This is a genomic window from Hydrogenophaga sp. (genome assembly GCF_030651625.1).
In the GTDB taxonomy this organism is placed as follows: Bacteria; Pseudomonadota; Gammaproteobacteria; order Burkholderiales; family Burkholderiaceae_C; genus Hydrogenophaga.
Genome location: NZ_JAUSCF010000036.1, coordinates 1 through 17984, shown reverse-complemented (window position 1 = coordinate 17984; position 17984 = coordinate 1). Strand labels below are relative to the sequence as shown.

Here is a 17984-nt window from a genome sequence, read left to right as displayed (position 1 = left end):
CGGTGCTCAAGCAATCCGCAGCGGCAGGCTGCGCAGGCGTTGTCCGGTGAGGGTAAACAGGGCATTGGCCACGGCGGGCGCAATGGGCGGCAGACCGGGTTCTCCGACACCTTCGGGTGGTTCGGTGCTGGGCATGATGACGCACCGAATGGCGGGGCAATCGTTCATGCGCAGAGCCGGCTGGTCGTGGAAATTGCTGGCCTGCACCTGTCCGTTGACGATGTGAATCTCGCCGTGCAGCGCGGCGGACAGGCCGTAGACGATGCCGCTCTCCAGCTGTTGCTCGATCAGTTGCGGGTTGACCGCCAGGCCGCAGTCGATCACGCACCACACCTCGTGCACGCGAATCGAGTTGTCGGGTCGCAACGACACCTCGGCCACCTGCGCCACGATGGAGCCGAACGACTCGTGCAGCGCAACACCGCGTGCCCGCGCCGGTGTGCCCGCCACGGAAGCGATCGACTCACCCCAGCGGCTCAGTTCGGCCACGCGTTGCAGCACCGCGAGGTGCCTGGGGTGGCGCTGCAGCAGGCTGGCGCGGTAGGCCACCGGATCGGCCTGAACGGCGTGGGCCACTTCGTCCAGAAAGCATTCCTTGAAGAATGCCTGGTGCGAATGCCCCACCGCACGCCAGAAGCCCACCTGCAGCGGCAGGTCCACCGCTTCGTGCGCGATGCGTGCCGCTGGCCATTCGTAGGGCTGATCAAAGGCCCCTTCGGACGTGGTTTTGTCAGGCCCGCCACCCGGCAGGCCAAAGCCGCGTTTGAGCACCTGGGGCACGATGGCCTGACCGGCCGAGGTGTTTTTCCAGGCCACCAACTGATTCTTCTCGTTCAGGCCGGCGCCGAAGCGTGACACGCAGGCCGGGCGGTAGAAATCGTGGCGCATGTCCTGCTCGCGCGTCCACATCGTCTGCACGGGGAAACCTTCGGCTGCGCGCGCGATCCGGGCGGCCTGGGCGATGAAATCGACCTCCAGCCGGCGACCGAAGCCGCCGCCGAGCAGCATCACGTGCACCGTGACCGCTTCCGGTGGCAAGTCCAGCACCTTGGCCACGGCGCTGCGCGCCATGCTGGGCACCTGGGTCGATACCCACACCGTGGCCTGGCCCTCCTTGAGCAGCACGGTGCAGTTCATGGGCTCCATCGTGGCGTGCGCCAGATAGGGTGCCTGGTACTCGGCGTTCACGATGCGGGCTGCGCTTTGCAACGCCGCGTCCACATCGCCGGTGCTGTAATAGCTGAAGCCGGTGGCGCCGTTGTCCAGGGTCTGTGTCAGTTGGGCCATCACGGCACTGCTGTTGAAGCTGGCCAAGGCGCCGTGGTCCCACGCGATCTCCAGGCCTTTCAACGCGTTCTGCGCTTGCCAGGGCCTGCCTGCAATCACGGCCACGCCACCGGTGCCGCCGTACAGTGGCTCCACCGTGAGCGCGTGGCGCACGCCCGGCATGGCGCTCACCTGGGCGGCATCAAAACTGGCCACGCGACCGCCCAGGGTCGGGCACATCTGAACCGCTGCATACAGGAGGCCTTCTGGCAGGGCGTCAATACCGAATTTCGCGGCACCGGTGATCTTGGCGGTGCTTTCCAGCCTGTGTGTGGACTGGCCGATGAGCTTGAACTGATCGGGACTCTTCAACTGGATGCTGGAGGGCACGGCCAGCAAGGCCGCCTTCGCCACCAGGTCGCCGTAGTCGGCAATCTGTCCGCTGGGGCCCAGCACCTGGCCTTTTTCGGTGCGGCAGTCAGCCTGTGCCACTTCCCACCCCTGGGCCGCTGCGGCCAGCAGCATCTGGCGCGCTGCTGCGCCCGCTTCACGCATGGGTAGCCAGAGGTCTTTCACACTCGATGAGCCGCCGGTCATCATGACACCCAAGTGGGTCACCGTCTTGGCCGTCAGGTGGCTGGCGGCGCGGCGCACCAGGCCCTGGTTGTCGGGGTGAAAGGGCAGGCCGTCCACCAGAGCGCTCACGTTGTTGTAGATCTTGTCGATGGGCGACATCTCGTAGGTCACGCGTGTCCAGTCGGCATCGAGCTCATCGGCCAGGAGCATGGACAGCGATGTGAGTACACCCTGGCCCATTTCGCTCTTGCTGATGATCACGGTGACCGCTCCATCGGTGGCGATCTTGACCCAGCCATTGAATGCCGCCTGCCCCGGTTGAATGGCCAGTGGCACGGCGGTTTGCAGGCGCTGGCGCGGCGGCAGCACAGACCAGCCCACCACCAGGGCCCCGCCGGCGGCCATGCTGCCCAGGATGAAATTTCTTCGGGTCGCTGCCATGGATGTTTGATGGTTTCCGGGTGGTTTTCTGGGCGGCCGCCATACCGCCCATCAAGGGCCGGCACATGGGTGAAGGCGGCGTTGCGAGCGTGCAGCATATACCTCGGCCCCGCAAGCCGGTTCAAAACCCCCCGGAGGCGCTTTTCCTTGTCCTGCGGGCGCAGGTCGGCTCACTCGTGGCGCAGTGCGTCGATCGGATCCAGCCGGGCTGCGCGGCGTGCCGGGAAGTAGCCAAACACCACGCCAATGCCGGCCGAAAACACGAACGACAACAGGTTCACCCCCGGGTTGAACACGTAAGGCACGTTCATCACCGCCGACAGACCGATCGACGCGGCCGTGGCCAGCACGATGCCCACCAGGCCGCCCAGTGCGGCCAGCACCACCGCCTCGATCAGGAACTGCAGCAGCACCTCGCGCTCCAGTGCACCGATGGCCAGCCGCAATCCGATCTCGCGGGTGCGCTCGGTGACGCTCACCAGCATGATGTTCATGATGCCGATGCCGCCCACCAGCAGGCTCACGGCGGCCACCGCGCCCAGCAGGGTGGTGAGCACCCGCGTGGTGCCCGAGAGCGTTTCTGCCAGCTGCTTGGTGTCGAGCACATTGAAGTTGTTCTCGTCGGTGTCCGCCAGCTTGCGCAGTTCCCGCAGCAACTGGGTCAGGCTGCTGGTGACGCGGGCGGGGTCACTCCCGTCGGTCATCGAGACCAGCAGGGTGTTCACCCGCGTGTTGCCGGTGATGCGGCGTTGCACGGTCTTCAGCGGCATCAGCACCATATCGTCCTGGTCATTGCCGAATGCCCCCTGACCCTTCGAGTTCAGCAGGCCGACGATCTCACAGGAGATCTGGCGCACACGCAGCTGTTCCCCGAGCGCGGAGCGGTCGCCGAAGAGTTCGCGCCGCACCGTCTCGCCGATGAGGCACACCGCCGACCCGGCGCGCAGTTCGTCGTCGGTGAAGGCGCGGCCCTGTCCCAGGGTCCAATTGCCGGTGACCAGCCATTCGTTGGTGCTGCCAATGACGCTGCTGGTCCAGTTGCGGCCGTTGGCCACCACGGTGGCGCCCGTGCGCGCTTCCGGTGCCACCGCCAGCACACCGCCGATCTGCGCCGCAATGGCTTCGGCGTCACTTTCCCTGAAGGCCGCGGCGCCTCCCCCACCGCCAGGGCCCATGCGCTGGCCGGGGCGCACCTGCAGCAGGTTGGTGCCCAGACCGGAAATCTGGCTCTGGATGGCCATGGTGGCGCCATTGCCCAGCGTGACCATGGTGATGACCGCGCTCACGCCGATCACGATGCCCAGGATCGTGAGGAAGGAGCGCATGAGGTTGCGCCGGATCGAGCGCAACGCAAGCAGGAGGGTGTTGAGCCACATGGTCAGTGTCCCTGCGCCTGGAAGGCGCTGTGGTGCATGCCCACGGGGTGGGGGTTGCGTGTGTCGCTTTCCACCACGCCATCCACGAAGCGCACGATGCGCCGTGCGTAGGCCGCCATGTCGTGTTCGTGCGTGACCATGAGCACGGTGATGCCCTGGTCGTGGTTCAGGCTCCAGAGCAGTTCCATGATTTCCTGGCTGCGCTGGGTGTCCAGGTTGCCGGTGGGCTCGTCGGCCAGCAGCACCGCCGGCTGGGTGACGATGGCACGGGCGATCGCCACGCGCTGCTGCTGACCGCCTGAAAGTTCGGCTGGCGTGTGGTGTTCCCATCCCGTCAAGCCCACTGAGGCCAGCGCTTTCGCCGCCGCCGCATGCCGGGAAGCCGCCGGCTCTCCACGGTAAATCAGGGGAAGTTCCACGTTTTCCTGGGCCGAGGTGCGTGCCAGCAGGTTGAAACCCTGGAACACGAAGCCCAGGTAGCGCCGGCGCAGGCGCGCCCGCTGATCGCGACCGAGCGACTGCACCTGCACGCCCTGGAACTCGTAGGTGCCGGTGGTGGGCGTGTCCAGGCAGCCCAGGGTGTTCATGGCGGTGGATTTACCGGAGCCGCTGGGCCCCATGATGGCCACGAAATCGCCGGCCTCGATGTCGAGGTCCACACCCTTGAGGGCCTGGAACGCCGTGCTGCCTTCGCCGTAAACCTTGGTGATACCGCGCAGGCGGATCAATGGAACATGGTTGTCGGGCTTGCCGGTCATCGCGAGCCTCCCGCCGTGCCATTGGCGCGCTGGTCCGTGATCACGAGCAGCCCTTCGGTCACGCCTTCACCGCTGACTTCGGTCATGCGGCCGTCGGTGATGCCGGTCTGCACCGTCATGGACTCCGCCTGTCCGTCGCGCAGCACCCAGATGTTGCGTGCACCCTGTTCGCCGCCGCGGGTTTCACCGGCCCTGCGCTGGCCACCGCTGCTGCGGGGCATGCGCGGCATGAGCTGGGCCAGGATGCCGCTGCTGCCAGAGGCCGCCGGGCGAGCCGTACCGTTGGCCTGTGTGGGCGAAAAGCGCAGGGCGGTGTTGGGCACCAGCAGCACGTCCTTTCGCTCCACCGCCACGATGGTGGCCGCCGCGGTCATGCCGGGACGCAGGCTCAGGTCGGTGTTGTCCACGTCCAGCGTGGTCACATAGGTCACCACGTTGTCGGTCTTGGTCGAGCCGAAGGCGACCCGGTTGGTGGTGGCCGGGTAGCGGCGCGAGGGGTAGGCGCTCACTGTGAAGTTCGCACGCTGGCCCACCTGTACCGAACCCACATCGGCTTCGTCCACGCTGACTTCCAGCTTGAGCTGTGACAGGTCTTCGGCCACGGTGAACAGCGTCACCGCCTGCAGCGAAGCCGCCACCGCATTGCCCGGGTCGACCGTGCGGGTGAGCACCACGCCGTCGATCGGCGAGCGGATCGAGGCCTTGGACAGGTTGGTTTCCTCGGTTGCCAGGGCGGCGCGGGCCGAGGCCACGTTGGCCCGGGCGCTGGCTTCGTTGGCCACGGCGCGGTCCACGGCGGCGCGGGCGGTATCGAGTTCGGTGGCTGAGGGCACCTTGCCGCCCGAGAGGCGCGACACCTCTTCGAAGCGCGTCAGGCTGGCCTGCGTTTCTTTCACCGTGGCACTGGCCAGCGACAGCTGGGCCTGCGCCGCGTTCAGGGCAGCCCGCGAGCGCTGCACCTGGTCGTTGAACTTGGAGGTGTCGAGTTCGACCAGCACCTGCCCGGTTTTCACGCGATCGTTCACATCCACCAGCACGCGCTTGACCGTGCCGGAGAGCTCGCTGCCGATGTTCACGGCGCGGGTGGGCTGCAGCGTGCCGTTGGCAGACACTGTGAGCGTGAGGTTGCCCTGACGCACAGGCTGTGTCACATACACCGGTGCGGCGTCGGCTTTTTTCATGGCCTGCCAGTAGAACCAGCCACCCACCGCAGCCAGTGCCAGCAGCCAGCCCACCCACACCGAGGCGCGCTTCCACCAGCGGGGTGTGTGGTCTTCGCCCAGCAGTGTGTCCAGATCGGCGGCGGGGGCGCCACTGGCAACGGGGGCGTTCGACGGTTCGGTGGAAGGAGGGGTGTTGTTGTTCATGGCGCGGTGTCGGAATGGGAAGGGCGATCGCAAAAAATGCCGGAGGGGCTCAGCGAAGCGTGGCAGGGGTGCCGGGGGTGGTTGTCGCTCCTGCTGAGCCGCCACCTTCGGGTATCCACCCGCCGCCGAGCGACTTGTACAGGCGCACCAGGTCGGCGCTCAGGACGGCTTGCGTGGCGGCCACGCTGTCCTGTGTGGAAAGCAGCGTGCGCTGGGTGTCGAGCACCGCGCGGAAATCGATCAGGCCGCTCTCGTAGCGCTGGCGTGCCAGCAACTCGGCATTGGCAGCGGCGCCACTGGCCGCCCGCAGGCGCACCAGACGCTCCTGGTTGCCCTGCAGCGAAACCAGGGCATCTTCCACGTCTTTCAAGGCCGAAAGCACCGTGCCCTGGTAGCTGGCACGGGCCTGTTCCAGTGCGGCTTCCTGTGCGCGCACCCGGCCCACCGCCGCACCGCCGTCAAACAGGGGCACCGACACACTGGCCAGCAGCGAGCTTGCCAAAGACGCACCGTTGCTCAGGGCGCCCAGGGTCAGTGCACTCAGACCGAGCGAGCCACCCAGGCGAAAGCTGGGGTAGCGCGCGGCGTCGGCCTGGGAGACGCGGGCCAGCGCGGCGCTGACGCGGTGTTCGGCGGTGCGCACGTCGGGGCGCTGGCGCAGGGTGTCGGCGGGGAAGGCCAGCGCCAGATCGGCGGACGCCTGTGGAATGGGGGCTGGAGCGGTCAGGCCGGACTGCAAGGCCGCTTCCAGCGTGCCGGGCGCCTGGCCGGTCAGCACCGCCAGGCCGCTCAAGGCCTGTGCAATGCCGGTCTGCAGCGACGGCAGCTGGGCGGCGGTCTGTTCACTGGCGGCCACCGCCTGTTCCAGGTCGAGCGACGACGCCAGACCCGCCTGCACCCGCCAGCGGGTGATCTGCAGGGTCTCGGTCTGGGCGGCCAGGTTGCTGCGGGCGATGGCCAGGCGGGTCTGCAGGCTGCGCAGCTCGATGTAGGTCACCGCCACCTCGGCGGCCAGCGACACCTGCACGCCGGCCAGCGAGGTTTCGGCGGCCCGGGTGTCGGCTTCGCTGGCGTTGACCGCGCTGCGGTTGCCACCGAACACATCGGGTTCCCAGCTCGCGTCGAAGCCGGCCTGAAAACGGTTGGTGGGGCTGTTGTCGCCCGATCGGCTGCGCTGTGCGGAGCCGGAAGACCCCAGGGACGGGCCAAGACCAGCCTGCTGCACGTCGCGCTGTGCACGGGCCTGCAGCAGCGCTGCCTGCGCACTTCTCACGCTGGTGTTGGCCTGTAGCGCCTGGGTCACCAGCTCGGTCAGTGCCGGATCGTCGAACCGTTGCCACCATTGGGCCAGCACCGTGACCGACGCGCCCTGGGTGATGTTGCCACCCGGAGCGGACCAGGCGGTGGGCAGGCTGGTGTCAGGCAGGTCGGCCCCAGACGGCGCGAGGCTGGCGCAGGCGCTCAGCAGCACGACCGCAGCGAGCGACAGGACGGAGTGCGCGTGGCGTTCAGGAAAAGAGAGCAGAGGATTCGTTTTCATTGTGATGGGGGCAGTCGGAATCTGCGTTGGGACCATTGTGCGCAGACCCCTCCGCCATTGTGTGTCGTGTTGATGAAGCACCTGTAAAGCGCTGCGCCTTTGAATGCAAACGGGCAAGCCGTCTGGGGCCTGCTCACACCATCTCACCTTGTGGTGCGAGATCGGGAATGGCTCGCAAATCAGGGTCATTTCCGGGCTTCACCCGAGCCCCAATGGTCCAACATCGGTTCACGTCCGTTATTTCGGGCATTTGGCTGATCGTGCTACCGTTGATGGAGACGGGTTGAAGCGAATCGCCGCATGAAGGGACAACCGGATGAACACCGCCGTTTCGAACCAGACCGAGAGACGCAAGAGGATCCTGATCGTCGATGACGACCCCAGCATCGTCCACATCCTGGCCAGAACCTTGCTGGACGTGGCCCAGCTGCACTTCTCCGTGCGTGGCGAGGATGCGCTGAGCAAGCTGGAGGCCTACACGCCAGACCTGATGCTCATTGATGTCGAGATGCCGGATCTGAGCGGATACGAGGTGCTGGAGCACATGCGCAGCAACCCCAGGCTCATGGGCACGCAGGTGGTGATGGTGTCATCGCACACCGAGCAGACGTACCGCGATCAGGCGCTGGCTCTGGGCGCGGTGGATTTTTTCGTCAAACCCTTTGATCGTGCGTTCATCCGCGAGCGGGTCGAGCAGTTGCTCACGTTCGCCGAAATGGAAACCATCGAGCTCGAATCCACCGCCGATGGCGATTTCACGTTCCACACCGATCTGGCACCACCGGAAATGCCCGGTTTCGAAGCCACCCAGGTACCTCGATCTGCAAGCCGCACGGACACCATCACCTCCGAGCTCTTCGAGCGCATGACGGCCATTCTGGAGCAGGCCGAGTACCTGCGAAACCAGGCGCACGAGCAGCTGTCACCGGGTGGGCGCCGCGCCGTCAGCCGGATTGAGGAGGAATGCGCCGAGGTGGTCCAGTTGCTGGTGACGCTGAGCGAGGGTGATGAGGCTGACGGCGAGGAGTGACTGCCCGCCTGCGGGCTTGGCTGGCGTTGAACCGGTTTACTGAAACGCCACCTCAGCAAAACTGCGCAATTTGCGGCTGTGCAGCTGATCAGGCCCACCTTCGCGCAGGCGCTCCACCGCGCGGATGCCGATGCGCAGGTGCTGGTCCACCCGCTCGCGGTAGAAGTGGTTGGCCATCCCTGGCAGTTTGATTTCGCCGTGCAGCGGTTTGTCACTCACGCACAGCAGGGTACCGTAGGGCACGCGGAAGCGGAAGCCGTTGGCGGCGATGGTGGCGGACTCCATGTCGAGGGCCACGGCGCGCGATTGTGAGAAGCGCAACTGCGGTTTGTTGTCGGGCAGCAGTTCCCAGTTGCGGTTGTCGGTGCTGGCCACGGTGCCGGTGCGCATGATGCGCTTGAGTTCGGCCGGCGGCACACCGGTCACGTCGGCCACGGCGGCTTCCAGCGCGAGCTGGATTTCGGCCAGCGCGGGAATGGGTACCCACAGCGGCAGTTCTTCGTCGAGCACGTGGTCTTCGCGCACGTAGGCGTGGGCCAGCACGTAGTCGCCGAGCTGCTGGCTGTTGCGCAGGCCGGCGCAGTGGCCCAGCATCAGCCAGGCGTGCGGTCGCAGCACGGCAATGTGGTCGGTGATGGTCTTGGCATTGGCCGGCCCCACGCCGATGTTGACCATGGTGATGCCCGTGCGATCGGCGCGCATGAGGTGGTAGGCCGGCATTTGCGGCAGGCGCGGTGGGGCATGGCCGAGTTCGTCCCCTGCTCGCGCCGCCAGGCCGGTGCGGCGCGTGACGACGTTGCCGGGTTCCACAAAAGCGATGTAGTCGCTCTCCGGATCGGCCATTTCGGCGTGCCCGAGCTTGATGAACTCATCGATGTAGAACTGGTAATTGGTGAACAGCACGAAGTTCTGGAACCATTCCGGTGCCGTGCCGGTGTAGTGGCGCAGGCGCTGCAGCGAATAGTCCACACGCGGTGCGGTGAACAGCGACAGCGGGTGCGGTTCGCCCGGCCGGGGTTCGTGCGTGCCGTTGGCGATACCGTCGTCCATGGCGGCCAGGTCGGGCAAGTCGAACACGTCGCGCATGAGGGAGCGGCGTTCAGCGCTCATGGTGCCTTCCACATGGTCGTGTTCGGCGAACGAGAAGTGGATGGGGATGGGCTGGGTGCTGGTGCCCACTTCGAGTTCACCGCCGTGGTTGGCCAGCAGCAGTTCGAACTGTTCCAGGTAATAGTCGGCGTAGAGGTCGGGCCGGGTCAGCGTGGTTTCGAACCGGCCGGGACCGGCCACAAAACCGTAGCTCAGGCGGCTGTTGGGCACCGAGCCCTGGCGCATCACGCTGTGGGTGTGCAGGCGCACAAAGGGATAGCAGGCGCGCACGCGTTGCTGGTCGACGGGATGGTTGCCATCGACAAACTCACGCATGGCGGTGCGCAGGAAGTCCACGCCTTCGTGGTAGATGCGCTGCACCTGGGCCAGCGCAGCGGCCGGATCGCTGAAAAAGAGGGGGGCGGTAAAGTGGGGTGTCTTGTGCATGCCGCTATTTTGACCCTGGCGCATGTCACTGGCCTTTCGACGAACTGTTGCCCTTTGGAGTTCCCCTGGTGCTGGGCCTTGCTGCTTCTGATCCCACAGGCATGACCGATCTGGCCCACGCAGCCACTGTGCTGAGCGTGGCGCTGGGCTGCGGGCTGCTTGTTGGCATCGAGCGCGAACGCCGCAAGGGTGATGGCCCTGGACGGGCGTTCGCCGGGCTGCGCACGTTCTCCGTGGCGTGCCTGACGGGTGCAGCCGCAGCGCTGACCCAGATCGATGGGGTGGTGGTGACCGGCGCCGCGCTCGTCGCCGCCCTGGGGGTGCTTGCCTACCGGAACGACCGTTCCGACGATCCTGGTGTGACCACCGAGGTCGCCCTGCTTCTGACCTATCTGGTGGGCGTGATGTGCGCCTACAACCAGGCGCTGGCGGCAGGTCTGGCCGTGGGCCTCACGGCCTTGCTGGCCGGGCGCAACAAGCTGCACAACTTTGCCCGTGACTGGTTGCGACCCGCCGAAGTGCGCGACGGCATCCTGCTGGCGGCGCTGGTGCTGATGGCCCTGCCGCTGGCGCCCGACCGGCCGCTCTGGGGCGAGGTGCTGAATCCCCACACCATCCTTCAACTGCTGGCGTTGCTGCTGGCCGTGCAGTCACTGGCCCACTTGTGCCGCAGGTTGTTGCAGGCGCGGCATGCGGTGGCACTTTCTGCACTGGCCTCCGGGTTCGTTTCCAGCACGGCCACCATCGCGACGATGGGGCTGGCGGTGCGCGAGGGGCGCTCGGGTGCGAGGCTGATGGCTGGCGGCGGGTTGCTGTCTTGTGTGCCCACGCTGGCGCTGTTGCTTTTGGTGGCGTCCGCTGTGCGACCCGCGTGGCTGGGGGTGCTCTGGTTGCCGGCGCTGGCAGGTGGAGCGCTGGCGCTGGCGTGGGGTTGGTGGTTGGTTCGGGGTGGCGCCGACGTTGTGGTCCTGGCAACGGGTGCAACGCAAAAAAAGCCAGTCGGCAGTCCAGAAGACAATGCTGGCGAACGCATGTTCAGTCTGCGCGGAGCGGCGGCTGTGGCCGCCCTGCTGTCCGGTATTCAAGCCATGGTGCATGCCTTGCATCTCTGGCAGGGCGAGGCCGGTCTGCTGGTGGGAACGCTGCTGGGTGCCCTGGTGGACCTGCATTCGGCCATGTCGGCGGTTTTTGCCTCCACCGCGCCCGGTGCCGACGGCGCGGGCCTGCAGGCCGTGATGCTGGCGCTGCTGGTGCACGCTGGCAGCAAAAGCGTCACGGCTGTGGCCACCGGTGGCTGGCGTTATCTGGCCTGGCTGGCGCCCGGCCTGTGGGTGCACACGCTGCTGACGGTGGCGTTGATCGCGTTTTCGTGAAACACGCTGCGGCGGAGCGTGGGGGAAATTCGCAAACTTTTCCGCTGCGCGGCCTTCGGACAAGCGAATTCCTGATCCCCACGCCCCTGCGCTGCTCGGCCGCACGGCACGAGCGGGATCGAACTACCTCTCAGGCGAACGTGCCTTCACTCCCTCCCCCGTTGGGGGAGGGCTGGGGTGGGGGCCTCTCCCCGTATTCGGCACCCTTGGCGCCGGGCCGTCCCAAGCAAGGTCAGCCCCCTCGGGGGGCAGCGACCCGCGCAGCGGCGGAGCGTGGGGGCAACGGGCCAGCCGCCGGGCCGCCCCCAAGGCCGGCCCAGCCCCCTCGGGGGGCAGCGACCCGCGCAGCGGCGGAGCGTGGGGGCAACGGGCCAGCCGCCGGGCCGCCCCCAAGGCGGGCCCAGCCCCCTCGGGGGGCAGCGACCCGCGCAGCGGCGGAGCGTGGGGGCAACGGGCCAGCCGCCGGGCCGCCCCCAAGGCCGGCCCGGCCTCCTCGGGGGGCACCGACCCGCACAGCGGCGGAGCGTGGGGGCTACGGGCCAGCCGCTGGGCCGCCCCCAAGGCGGGCCCAGCCCCCTCGGGGGGCAGCGACCCGCGCAGCGGCGGAGCGTGGGGGCTACGGGCCAGCCGCTGGGCCGCCCCCAAGGCGGGCCCAGCCCCCTCGGGGGGCAGCGACCCGCGCAGCGGCGGAGCGTGGGGGCTCTTACCCCCGCATGGTCACGAATTCTTCCGCCGCCGTGGGATGGATGCCAACGGTGCTGTCAAACATGGCCTTGGTGGCGCCGGCCTTCATGGCCACGGCGAAGCCCTGCACGATCTCGCCGGCTTCCGCGCCGACCATGTGCAGGCCCACCACACGATCGGTGGCGGTTTCCACGATGAGCTTCATCAGCGTGCGCTCGCTGCTGCCGGAGAGGGTGTGCTTGAGTGCTTTGAACTCGCTGCGAAACACCGTCACCGCGCCGTACCGCTCGCGCGCTTCCCGTTCGCTAAGGCCCACCGTGCCGACGCTGGGGTGGGTGAAGATGGCAGTGGGGATACATTCGTAGCTCATTTCGCGCGGCGGCTTGCCGGCGGCTGGGCCGAAAAGATGGTCCACCACCACCATGGCCTCGCCCAGCGCCACAGGCGTGAGTTGCAAGCGATTGGTGACATCGCCCACCGCGAAGATGCTGGGCACGTTGGTCTGGTAGTGCGCGTTCACGATCACCTCGTCCTTGCCACCCTGTGCCACACCCACGGCCGCGAGGCCCAGGTCTTTCACGTTCGGCACACGGCCGGTCGCGTAAAGCACGGCGTCGGCCATCACGACGGCACCACCTTCGCATTCCACGCGCAGCCCGTCGTCGGTCTTGCGGATGTCAACGACATCTGCATTCAGGCGCAGGTCGACGCCGTGCTTGACCATTTCAGCGGCCACGAAGTGACGGATTTCGTCGTCGAAGCCGCGCAGGATCTGTTCTCCGCGGTAGAGCTGAGTCACTTTCGAGCCCAATCCGTTGAAGATGGAGGCGAATTCGCTCGCGATGTAGCCACCGCCCACCACGAGCAGGCGCTGTGGATAGGGCTCGAGGTCGAAGATTTCGTTGGATGTGATCGCGTGTTCGCGGCCCGTAAAGTGCGGGATGTGTGGAGTGCCTCCGGTGGCAATCAAGATGCTTTTGGCCGTGAAGGCCTGGTGGCCGGGCGAGCCGTCGGCGTTGAGCGTGGCCAGCAACACGCCGTGCGGGCCGGTCAGTCGGGCAAAGGCGTCGAACACGGTCACGCCAGATCCGCGCAGCAAGTTGCCATAGACGCCATTGAGGCGGCTGATTTCGTTCGCGCGGTTGGCTTTGAGCGTGGCCCAGTTGAACCTGGGTAGCGAATCGACTTCCCATCCAAAGCCCGTTGATTCACCGAAGGCCTCGTTGTAATGCGCCGCGTAGCTGTAGAGCTTCTTCGGGATGCAGCCCACGTTCACGCAGGTACCACCCAGGCCGTCGGTGCCCAGGGTCTCGGCCAGGCCCACGCGCGCGCCGCGTTGCGCGGCCATGCGTGCCGCACGCACGCCGCCGCTGCCGCCACCGATCACGAAAAGGTCGAAGTCGTATGCACTCATGTGGATTCCTGTGGGCCGGTTGTCACGGGGTTCGTGCTCAGTGCCGGCCGGGGTGGTGATGGTAAGCCCGCCTTGTGCCAAGACGGACGGTGCACGGCATGGCCGCCATGGTCCAGGGGCCATCCGTTGGCGAACACACGCGTGTCGGTGCGCTGTCGATAATCCGCCCATGCAAACCGGCACCCCCGCACCGATCCCGACCGCACCCGTTGACGGACTCAACGTCGTTCTGGGCGGCACGGGAGGCATCGGGTCGGCGCTGGTGAAGGCGCTGCAGGCGCGCGGTGAGACCGCGGTGGCATTGGGGCGCCGCACCCATCCCGTCCTGGACTATGCCGACCCGTCCAGCGTCGCCGCCTGTGCCGCCAGGGTCGGGCAGCAGTTGGCCGACACGGGGCTGCCCTTGAGCCGGCTCATCGTGGCCACTGGCGTGTTGCATGAGGGTGCGGTGCAGCCCGAACGCAGCTGGGCACATCTGGATGCCGCAGCGCTGCAGCGTGTGTTTCTGGTCAACACCATCGGACCTGCGCTGGTCATGCGCCACTTTCTGCCGCTGCTGCCCAGACAGGGCCGTTGCGTGGCGGCGTTTCTGTCGGCGCGGGTGGGTAGCATTGGCGACAACGCACTGGGTGGCTGGTATGGCTACCGGGCGTCCAAGGCGGCGCTCAATCAGCTGGTTCATACCGCCGCCATTGAACTGGCGCGCCGCAACCGCGAAGCCCTGTGTGTGGCGCTGCACCCGGGCACGGTGGACACGGCGCTGTCGCAGCCGTTTGCCAAGGCCGGGCTGCAGGTGCGGCCACCATCGGTCGCGGCGGACGAACTGCTGCAGGTGATCGACCACCTGCCCACCGGCAGCAGTGGCGGCTTCTTTGATCACAACGGTCTGAACATTGCCTGGTGAACGCGGCTCAGGCGGCAGGTGAAGATGCACTGTCCGCGCGGTAACGCCGGCGTGCCATTTCGCGACCCATGCCGTGGGTGTTGTGGGCAGCCAGTCGCTGCCGGGCAGCGGGATAGGCGATCGACTCTTCGAGCAGGATGTGATCGAGGTACAACGCCTCGAACACTTCCAGTGCGTGTCGCAGTTCCACAGGGTCAAACCACAGGTTGCCGTTGGTGGCGGCTTCCAGGCTGGGCGCGATCTGGATCCAGTTCTCTTCCAGCCAGCCGTGGTCCTGCGTCAGGCGTTCCGCGGTCTGCACGATCTCGGCGTCCTGGCTGCCCAGCAGAGCCGGGAAAATGTGTTTCTCTTCATCGAGATGGTGCTGTCGCGCCTCGCCGTTGAAGTAGTCGAGCACCCCGCGCGCCTGCGTCCGCGTGGCCGCATTCAAACCGCTGGACTCGATGGCATCAACCAGCGAATGCAACTGCACGATCTGTTGCTGGATCTCGCGGTGAGTGGCATCCAGGAACTCGAAGAGCTCGGGGGCGACGGTGTCTGCGCTCATGATGATCTCCTTGGTCAGGGAATCATCATTGAGCAGGCTGCACAGAGGCGGATTGATCTGGCTCAAAAAAGCGGCACCAAACGAGCCTTCGGAGCGCGTCCCCATTCCAGGGATGCCGTGGAACCGGCTTTGCCGGGCCACTGGCATCGCCCCCCTTGCAGGGGGGTGACGCGAAGCGGCGCGGGGGGAGGGCCGACCTTTCCGGCGTGCGTGCCCCATCCAGAGATGCCGTGGAACCGGCTTCGCCGGGCCACTGGCATCGCCCCCCTTCCAGGGGGGTGACGCCGAAGGCGGCGCGGGGGGCTAATACGAATAGACGCCCCGACCCGACTTCCGCCCCAGCCAGCCCGCCGCCACCATTTCCTTGAGTAGCGGCGCAGGCCTGTACTTGCTGTCGTTGTACTCGGCCATGTAGACGGTCATCACCGCCAGGCACACGTCCAGGCCGATCATGTCGGCCAGGGCCAGCGGGCCAATCGGCTGGTTGGTGCCCAGCTTCATGCCGGCGTCGATGTCTTCGGGCGTGGCAAGACCCTCGGCGAGCACGAAGAAGGCTTCGTTGATCATGGGCACCAGGATGCGATTGACCACAAAGCCGGGTGCGTTTTTCACCGTGATCGGCGTCTTGCCCAGCTTTTCTGCCATTGCCTTCACCGCATCGTGCGTGGCGTCGCTGGTCTGCAGACCACGAATGATCTCCACCAGCGCCATCATGGGCACGGGGTTGAAGAAGTGCATGCCAATGAAACGGTCGGGTCGCTGGGTGGCGGCGGCGAGCTTGGTGATGCTGATGGAGCTGGTGTTGGTGGCCACGATCACCTCGGGCGCCAGCAGGCCATCGAGCTGCTGCAGGATCTTGACCTTGAGTCCTTCGTTCTCGGTGGCGGCTTCAATCACCAGCTGTGCGCCCTTGAGGTCGTCGTAGTTCGTGCTGCCCTTGATGAGCCCCAGTGCTGCATCCTTGTCGGCAGCACTGATTTTTTCCTTCTTGATGAGGCGGTCCAGGCTGCCCGAAATGGTGGCGAGTCCCTTGTCGACGGCCGCTTGCGCGATGTCGACCATCACCACGCGGATGCCCTGGGTGGCGCAGGCCTGCGCAATGCCGTTGCCCATGGTGCCCGAGCCGATGATGCCGACGGTCTGAATGCTGCTCATGTGGTTTCGCTCCTGAAAAATGACGGAATACTGCGATTGTGGCGCCTGACTGTGACAATGGCCGGCGAGTCGCCAGGGTGTCTGGGTTAGGCAGGTGCACCTACCCCCTGGCGGCCGGCGGTGCTAAGTTGCGGCCACGATTTTGCACAGCGGGCACCTGCTCGAGTGCGCGCACAGGAGACACACACCCCATGTACGACTACATCATCGTCGGAGGCGGCTCGGCCGGCTGCACGCTGGCCGGGCGACTCAGCGAAAACCCGGACTTGCGCGTGGCGCTGGTCGAAGCCGGCGGCACCGACAGGAGCACGCTCATTCACTGCCCGGCCGGGTTGGCCGTGATCGCCAAGTTCGAACTCAACGGCTGGGGCCTGTCGACCGTGCCCCAGCCGGGCCTGAACGGCCGCCGGGGCTACCAGCCGCGTGGCAAGGTGCTGGGCGGATCCAGCTCCATCAATGCCATGGTTTACGCGCGGGGTCATGCTCAGGATTACGACGACTGGGCCGCGCGCGGCAACCCGGGCTGGTCGTATGCCGACGTGCTGCCCTACTTCAAACGAGCCGAGCACAACGAGCGTGGCCCCGACGACTTCCACGGCGAAGGCGGTCCGCTCAACGTGATGGACCTGCGCAGCCCCAACCCGTTTCTTTCGGCCTTTGTGGAAGCCGGCGTTCAGGCTGGCGAGCGCCACAACACCGATTTCAACGGTGCCGACCAGGAAGGCATTGGCGCGTACCAGGTCACGCACAGGAACGGCGAACGCTTCAGCGCAGCCAAGGCCTACCTCACGCCCCACCTGGGTCGCGCCAACCTGCAGGTCATCACCCGCGCCCTCACCACACGCGTGGTCACCGAAATGCGGGATGGCCAGGTGCACGCGGTGGGGGTGGAATACCGGACCGACGCCGGACGCGGTGCGGTGCAGACGCTGCGCCTGAAGCCGGGCGGCGAGGTGTTGCTGAGCGCCGGTGCGTTCGGATCGCCCCAGTTGCTGATGCTCTCCGGCATCGGTCCGGCCGAACACCTGCGCGAGCACGGCATCGGTGTGGTGCACGACCTGCCGGGTGTGGGCGGGAACCTGCACGACCACCCCGATGTGGTCATGGTCGTCAATGCGCCGAAACTCACCGAACTGTTCGGCCTGTCCTGGCAGGGCACGGTCAACACCGTGCGCGCCATTTTCGAGTGGCGCCGCACCCGCAGCGGCATGCTCACGAGCAATTTCGCCGAGGCTGGCGGCTTCATCAGAAGCGCGCCCGACGAGGCGATCCCCGACCTGCAGCTGCACTTCGTTGTGGGCAAGCTGGTGGACCATGGGCGCAAGACCGTTTTTGGGCATGGCTACTCCTGCCACGTGTGTCTGTTGCGCCCGAAGAGCCGGGGCACGCTGCGTCTGGCCAGTCCCGACCCGCAGCGCGCGCCGCTGATCGACCCCGCGTTTCTGCAGGACCCGGACGACATGGCCCGGCTGGTGCGGGGCTTCAAGCGCGTGCGCGAGCTGATGCACCAACCGGCGTTGACACGACATGGCGGCACGGAGTCCAACGCCTCCGCGAGCGCCCAGACCGATGAACAGATCGAGCAGTTCGTCCGCAACCACGCCGACACCATCTACCACCCGGTGGGCACCTGCCGCATGGGTCCGGATGGCCAGCGCGGATCGATGGATGTGGTGGACGCCCAGCTGCGCGTGCATGGCGTGCAGGCCCTGCGTGTGATCGATGCATCGGTCATGCCCCAGGTGGTGGGCGGCAACACCAATGCACCGGTGATCATGATGGCGGAGAAGGCTGTCGATATGATCCGTGGGGCTCGAAGCGCCTGACAGCGCCCCCCCGCGCCGCTTCGTGTCACCCCCTCAGGGGGGCGATGCCTGTGGCCCGGCGGAGGTTCTATGGTTTTCGTCAAGCGCGCAGGGCTACCCGCTGCGGGTCAAACGGTGTGCCACTGTGCCAGACGGCAAACGCAATGCGCAGCAGCTTGCGAGCCAGGACCACCAGCGCCTCGGTGGTCTTC

At 66.7% G+C, this 17984-nt stretch carries 13 protein-coding genes; 4 read left to right on the top strand and 9 right to left on the bottom strand.

Going from position 1 to position 17984, the window contains the following annotated elements; genetic code table 11:
• Positions 1–6 precede the first annotated feature (6 nt).
• The 5 genes from Q7V46_RS17590 to Q7V46_RS17570 form a co-directional block, all read right to left on the bottom strand.
• Positions 7–2283, bottom strand: a complete 2277-nt coding sequence (locus tag Q7V46_RS17590) for a xanthine dehydrogenase family protein molybdopterin-binding subunit (RefSeq protein ID WP_304914869.1) — start codon at positions 2281–2283, stop codon at positions 7–9.
• Positions 2284–2453: 170 nt separating this feature from the next.
• Positions 2454–3659, bottom strand: a complete 1206-nt coding sequence (locus tag Q7V46_RS17585; RefSeq protein WP_304914868.1) for an ABC transporter permease — start codon at positions 3657–3659, stop codon at positions 2454–2456.
• Positions 3660–3661: 2 nt separating this feature from the next.
• Positions 3662–4417, bottom strand: coding sequence for an ABC transporter ATP-binding protein (locus Q7V46_RS17580; RefSeq protein WP_304914867.1), 756 nt, complete (start codon positions 4415–4417; stop codon positions 3662–3664).
• Positions 4414–5784: an efflux RND transporter periplasmic adaptor subunit gene (locus tag Q7V46_RS17575; RefSeq protein ID WP_304914866.1), complete on the bottom strand. Its 1371-nt coding sequence runs from the start codon at positions 5782–5784 to the stop codon at positions 4414–4416. Before Q7V46_RS17575 ends, Q7V46_RS17580 begins: the two co-directional genes overlap by 4 nt.
• A gap of 49 nt (positions 5785–5833) precedes the next feature.
• Positions 5834–7324: an efflux transporter outer membrane subunit gene (locus Q7V46_RS17570; protein WP_304914865.1), complete on the bottom strand. Its 1491-nt coding sequence runs from the start codon at positions 7322–7324 to the stop codon at positions 5834–5836.
• Positions 7325–7640: 316 nt separating this feature from the next.
• On the opposite strand from Q7V46_RS17570, the gene Q7V46_RS17565 reads away from it, so the two are divergent.
• Positions 7641–8354 carry a two-component system response regulator gene (locus Q7V46_RS17565; protein WP_304914864.1) on the top strand — a complete coding sequence of 238 codons (714 nt, stop codon included), beginning with the start codon at positions 7641–7643 and terminating at the stop codon, positions 8352–8354.
• Between the two features lie 36 nt (positions 8355–8390).
• Here Q7V46_RS17565 and Q7V46_RS17560 read toward each other — a convergent pair whose 3' ends face one another.
• Positions 8391–9890, bottom strand: a complete 1500-nt coding sequence (locus Q7V46_RS17560; RefSeq protein ID WP_304914863.1) for an AMP nucleosidase — start codon at positions 9888–9890, stop codon at positions 8391–8393.
• A 101-nt stretch (positions 9891–9991) separates the two neighbouring features.
• On the opposite strand from Q7V46_RS17560, the gene Q7V46_RS17555 reads away from it, so the two are divergent.
• On the top strand, positions 9992–11263 hold the full coding sequence (locus Q7V46_RS17555; RefSeq protein WP_304914862.1) for a DUF4010 domain-containing protein: 1272 nt from the start codon (positions 9992–9994) through the stop codon (positions 11261–11263).
• 703 nt (positions 11264–11966) lie between these two features.
• On the opposite strand, the gene gorA is transcribed toward Q7V46_RS17555, so the two are convergent.
• Positions 11967–13361 carry a glutathione-disulfide reductase gene (gorA, locus tag Q7V46_RS17550; protein WP_304914861.1) on the bottom strand — a complete coding sequence of 465 codons (1395 nt, stop codon included), beginning with the start codon at positions 13359–13361 and terminating at the stop codon, positions 11967–11969.
• A gap of 169 nt (positions 13362–13530) precedes the next feature.
• Here gorA and Q7V46_RS17545 point away from each other — a divergent pair, with 169 nt between their 5' ends.
• Complete coding sequence (locus Q7V46_RS17545; protein WP_304914860.1) at positions 13531–14265, top strand: SDR family NAD(P)-dependent oxidoreductase; 735 nt, start codon at positions 13531–13533, stop codon at positions 14263–14265.
• A 7-nt stretch (positions 14266–14272) separates the two neighbouring features.
• On the opposite strand, the gene Q7V46_RS17540 is transcribed toward Q7V46_RS17545, so the two are convergent.
• Positions 14273–14812 carry a hemerythrin domain-containing protein gene (locus Q7V46_RS17540; RefSeq protein ID WP_304914859.1) on the bottom strand — a complete coding sequence of 180 codons (540 nt, stop codon included), beginning with the start codon at positions 14810–14812 and terminating at the stop codon, positions 14273–14275.
• Positions 14813–15115: 303 nt separating this feature from the next.
• Positions 15116–15967, bottom strand: a complete 852-nt coding sequence (locus Q7V46_RS17535) for a 3-hydroxybutyryl-CoA dehydrogenase (RefSeq protein ID WP_304914858.1) — start codon at positions 15965–15967, stop codon at positions 15116–15118.
• Between the two features lie 191 nt (positions 15968–16158).
• Between Q7V46_RS17535 and Q7V46_RS17530 the strand changes: the two genes are divergently transcribed.
• Entirely contained in the window at positions 16159–17793 is a 1635-nt protein-coding gene (locus tag Q7V46_RS17530; RefSeq protein ID WP_304914857.1) for a GMC family oxidoreductase, read from the top strand.
• Positions 17794–17984 lie beyond the last annotated feature (191 nt).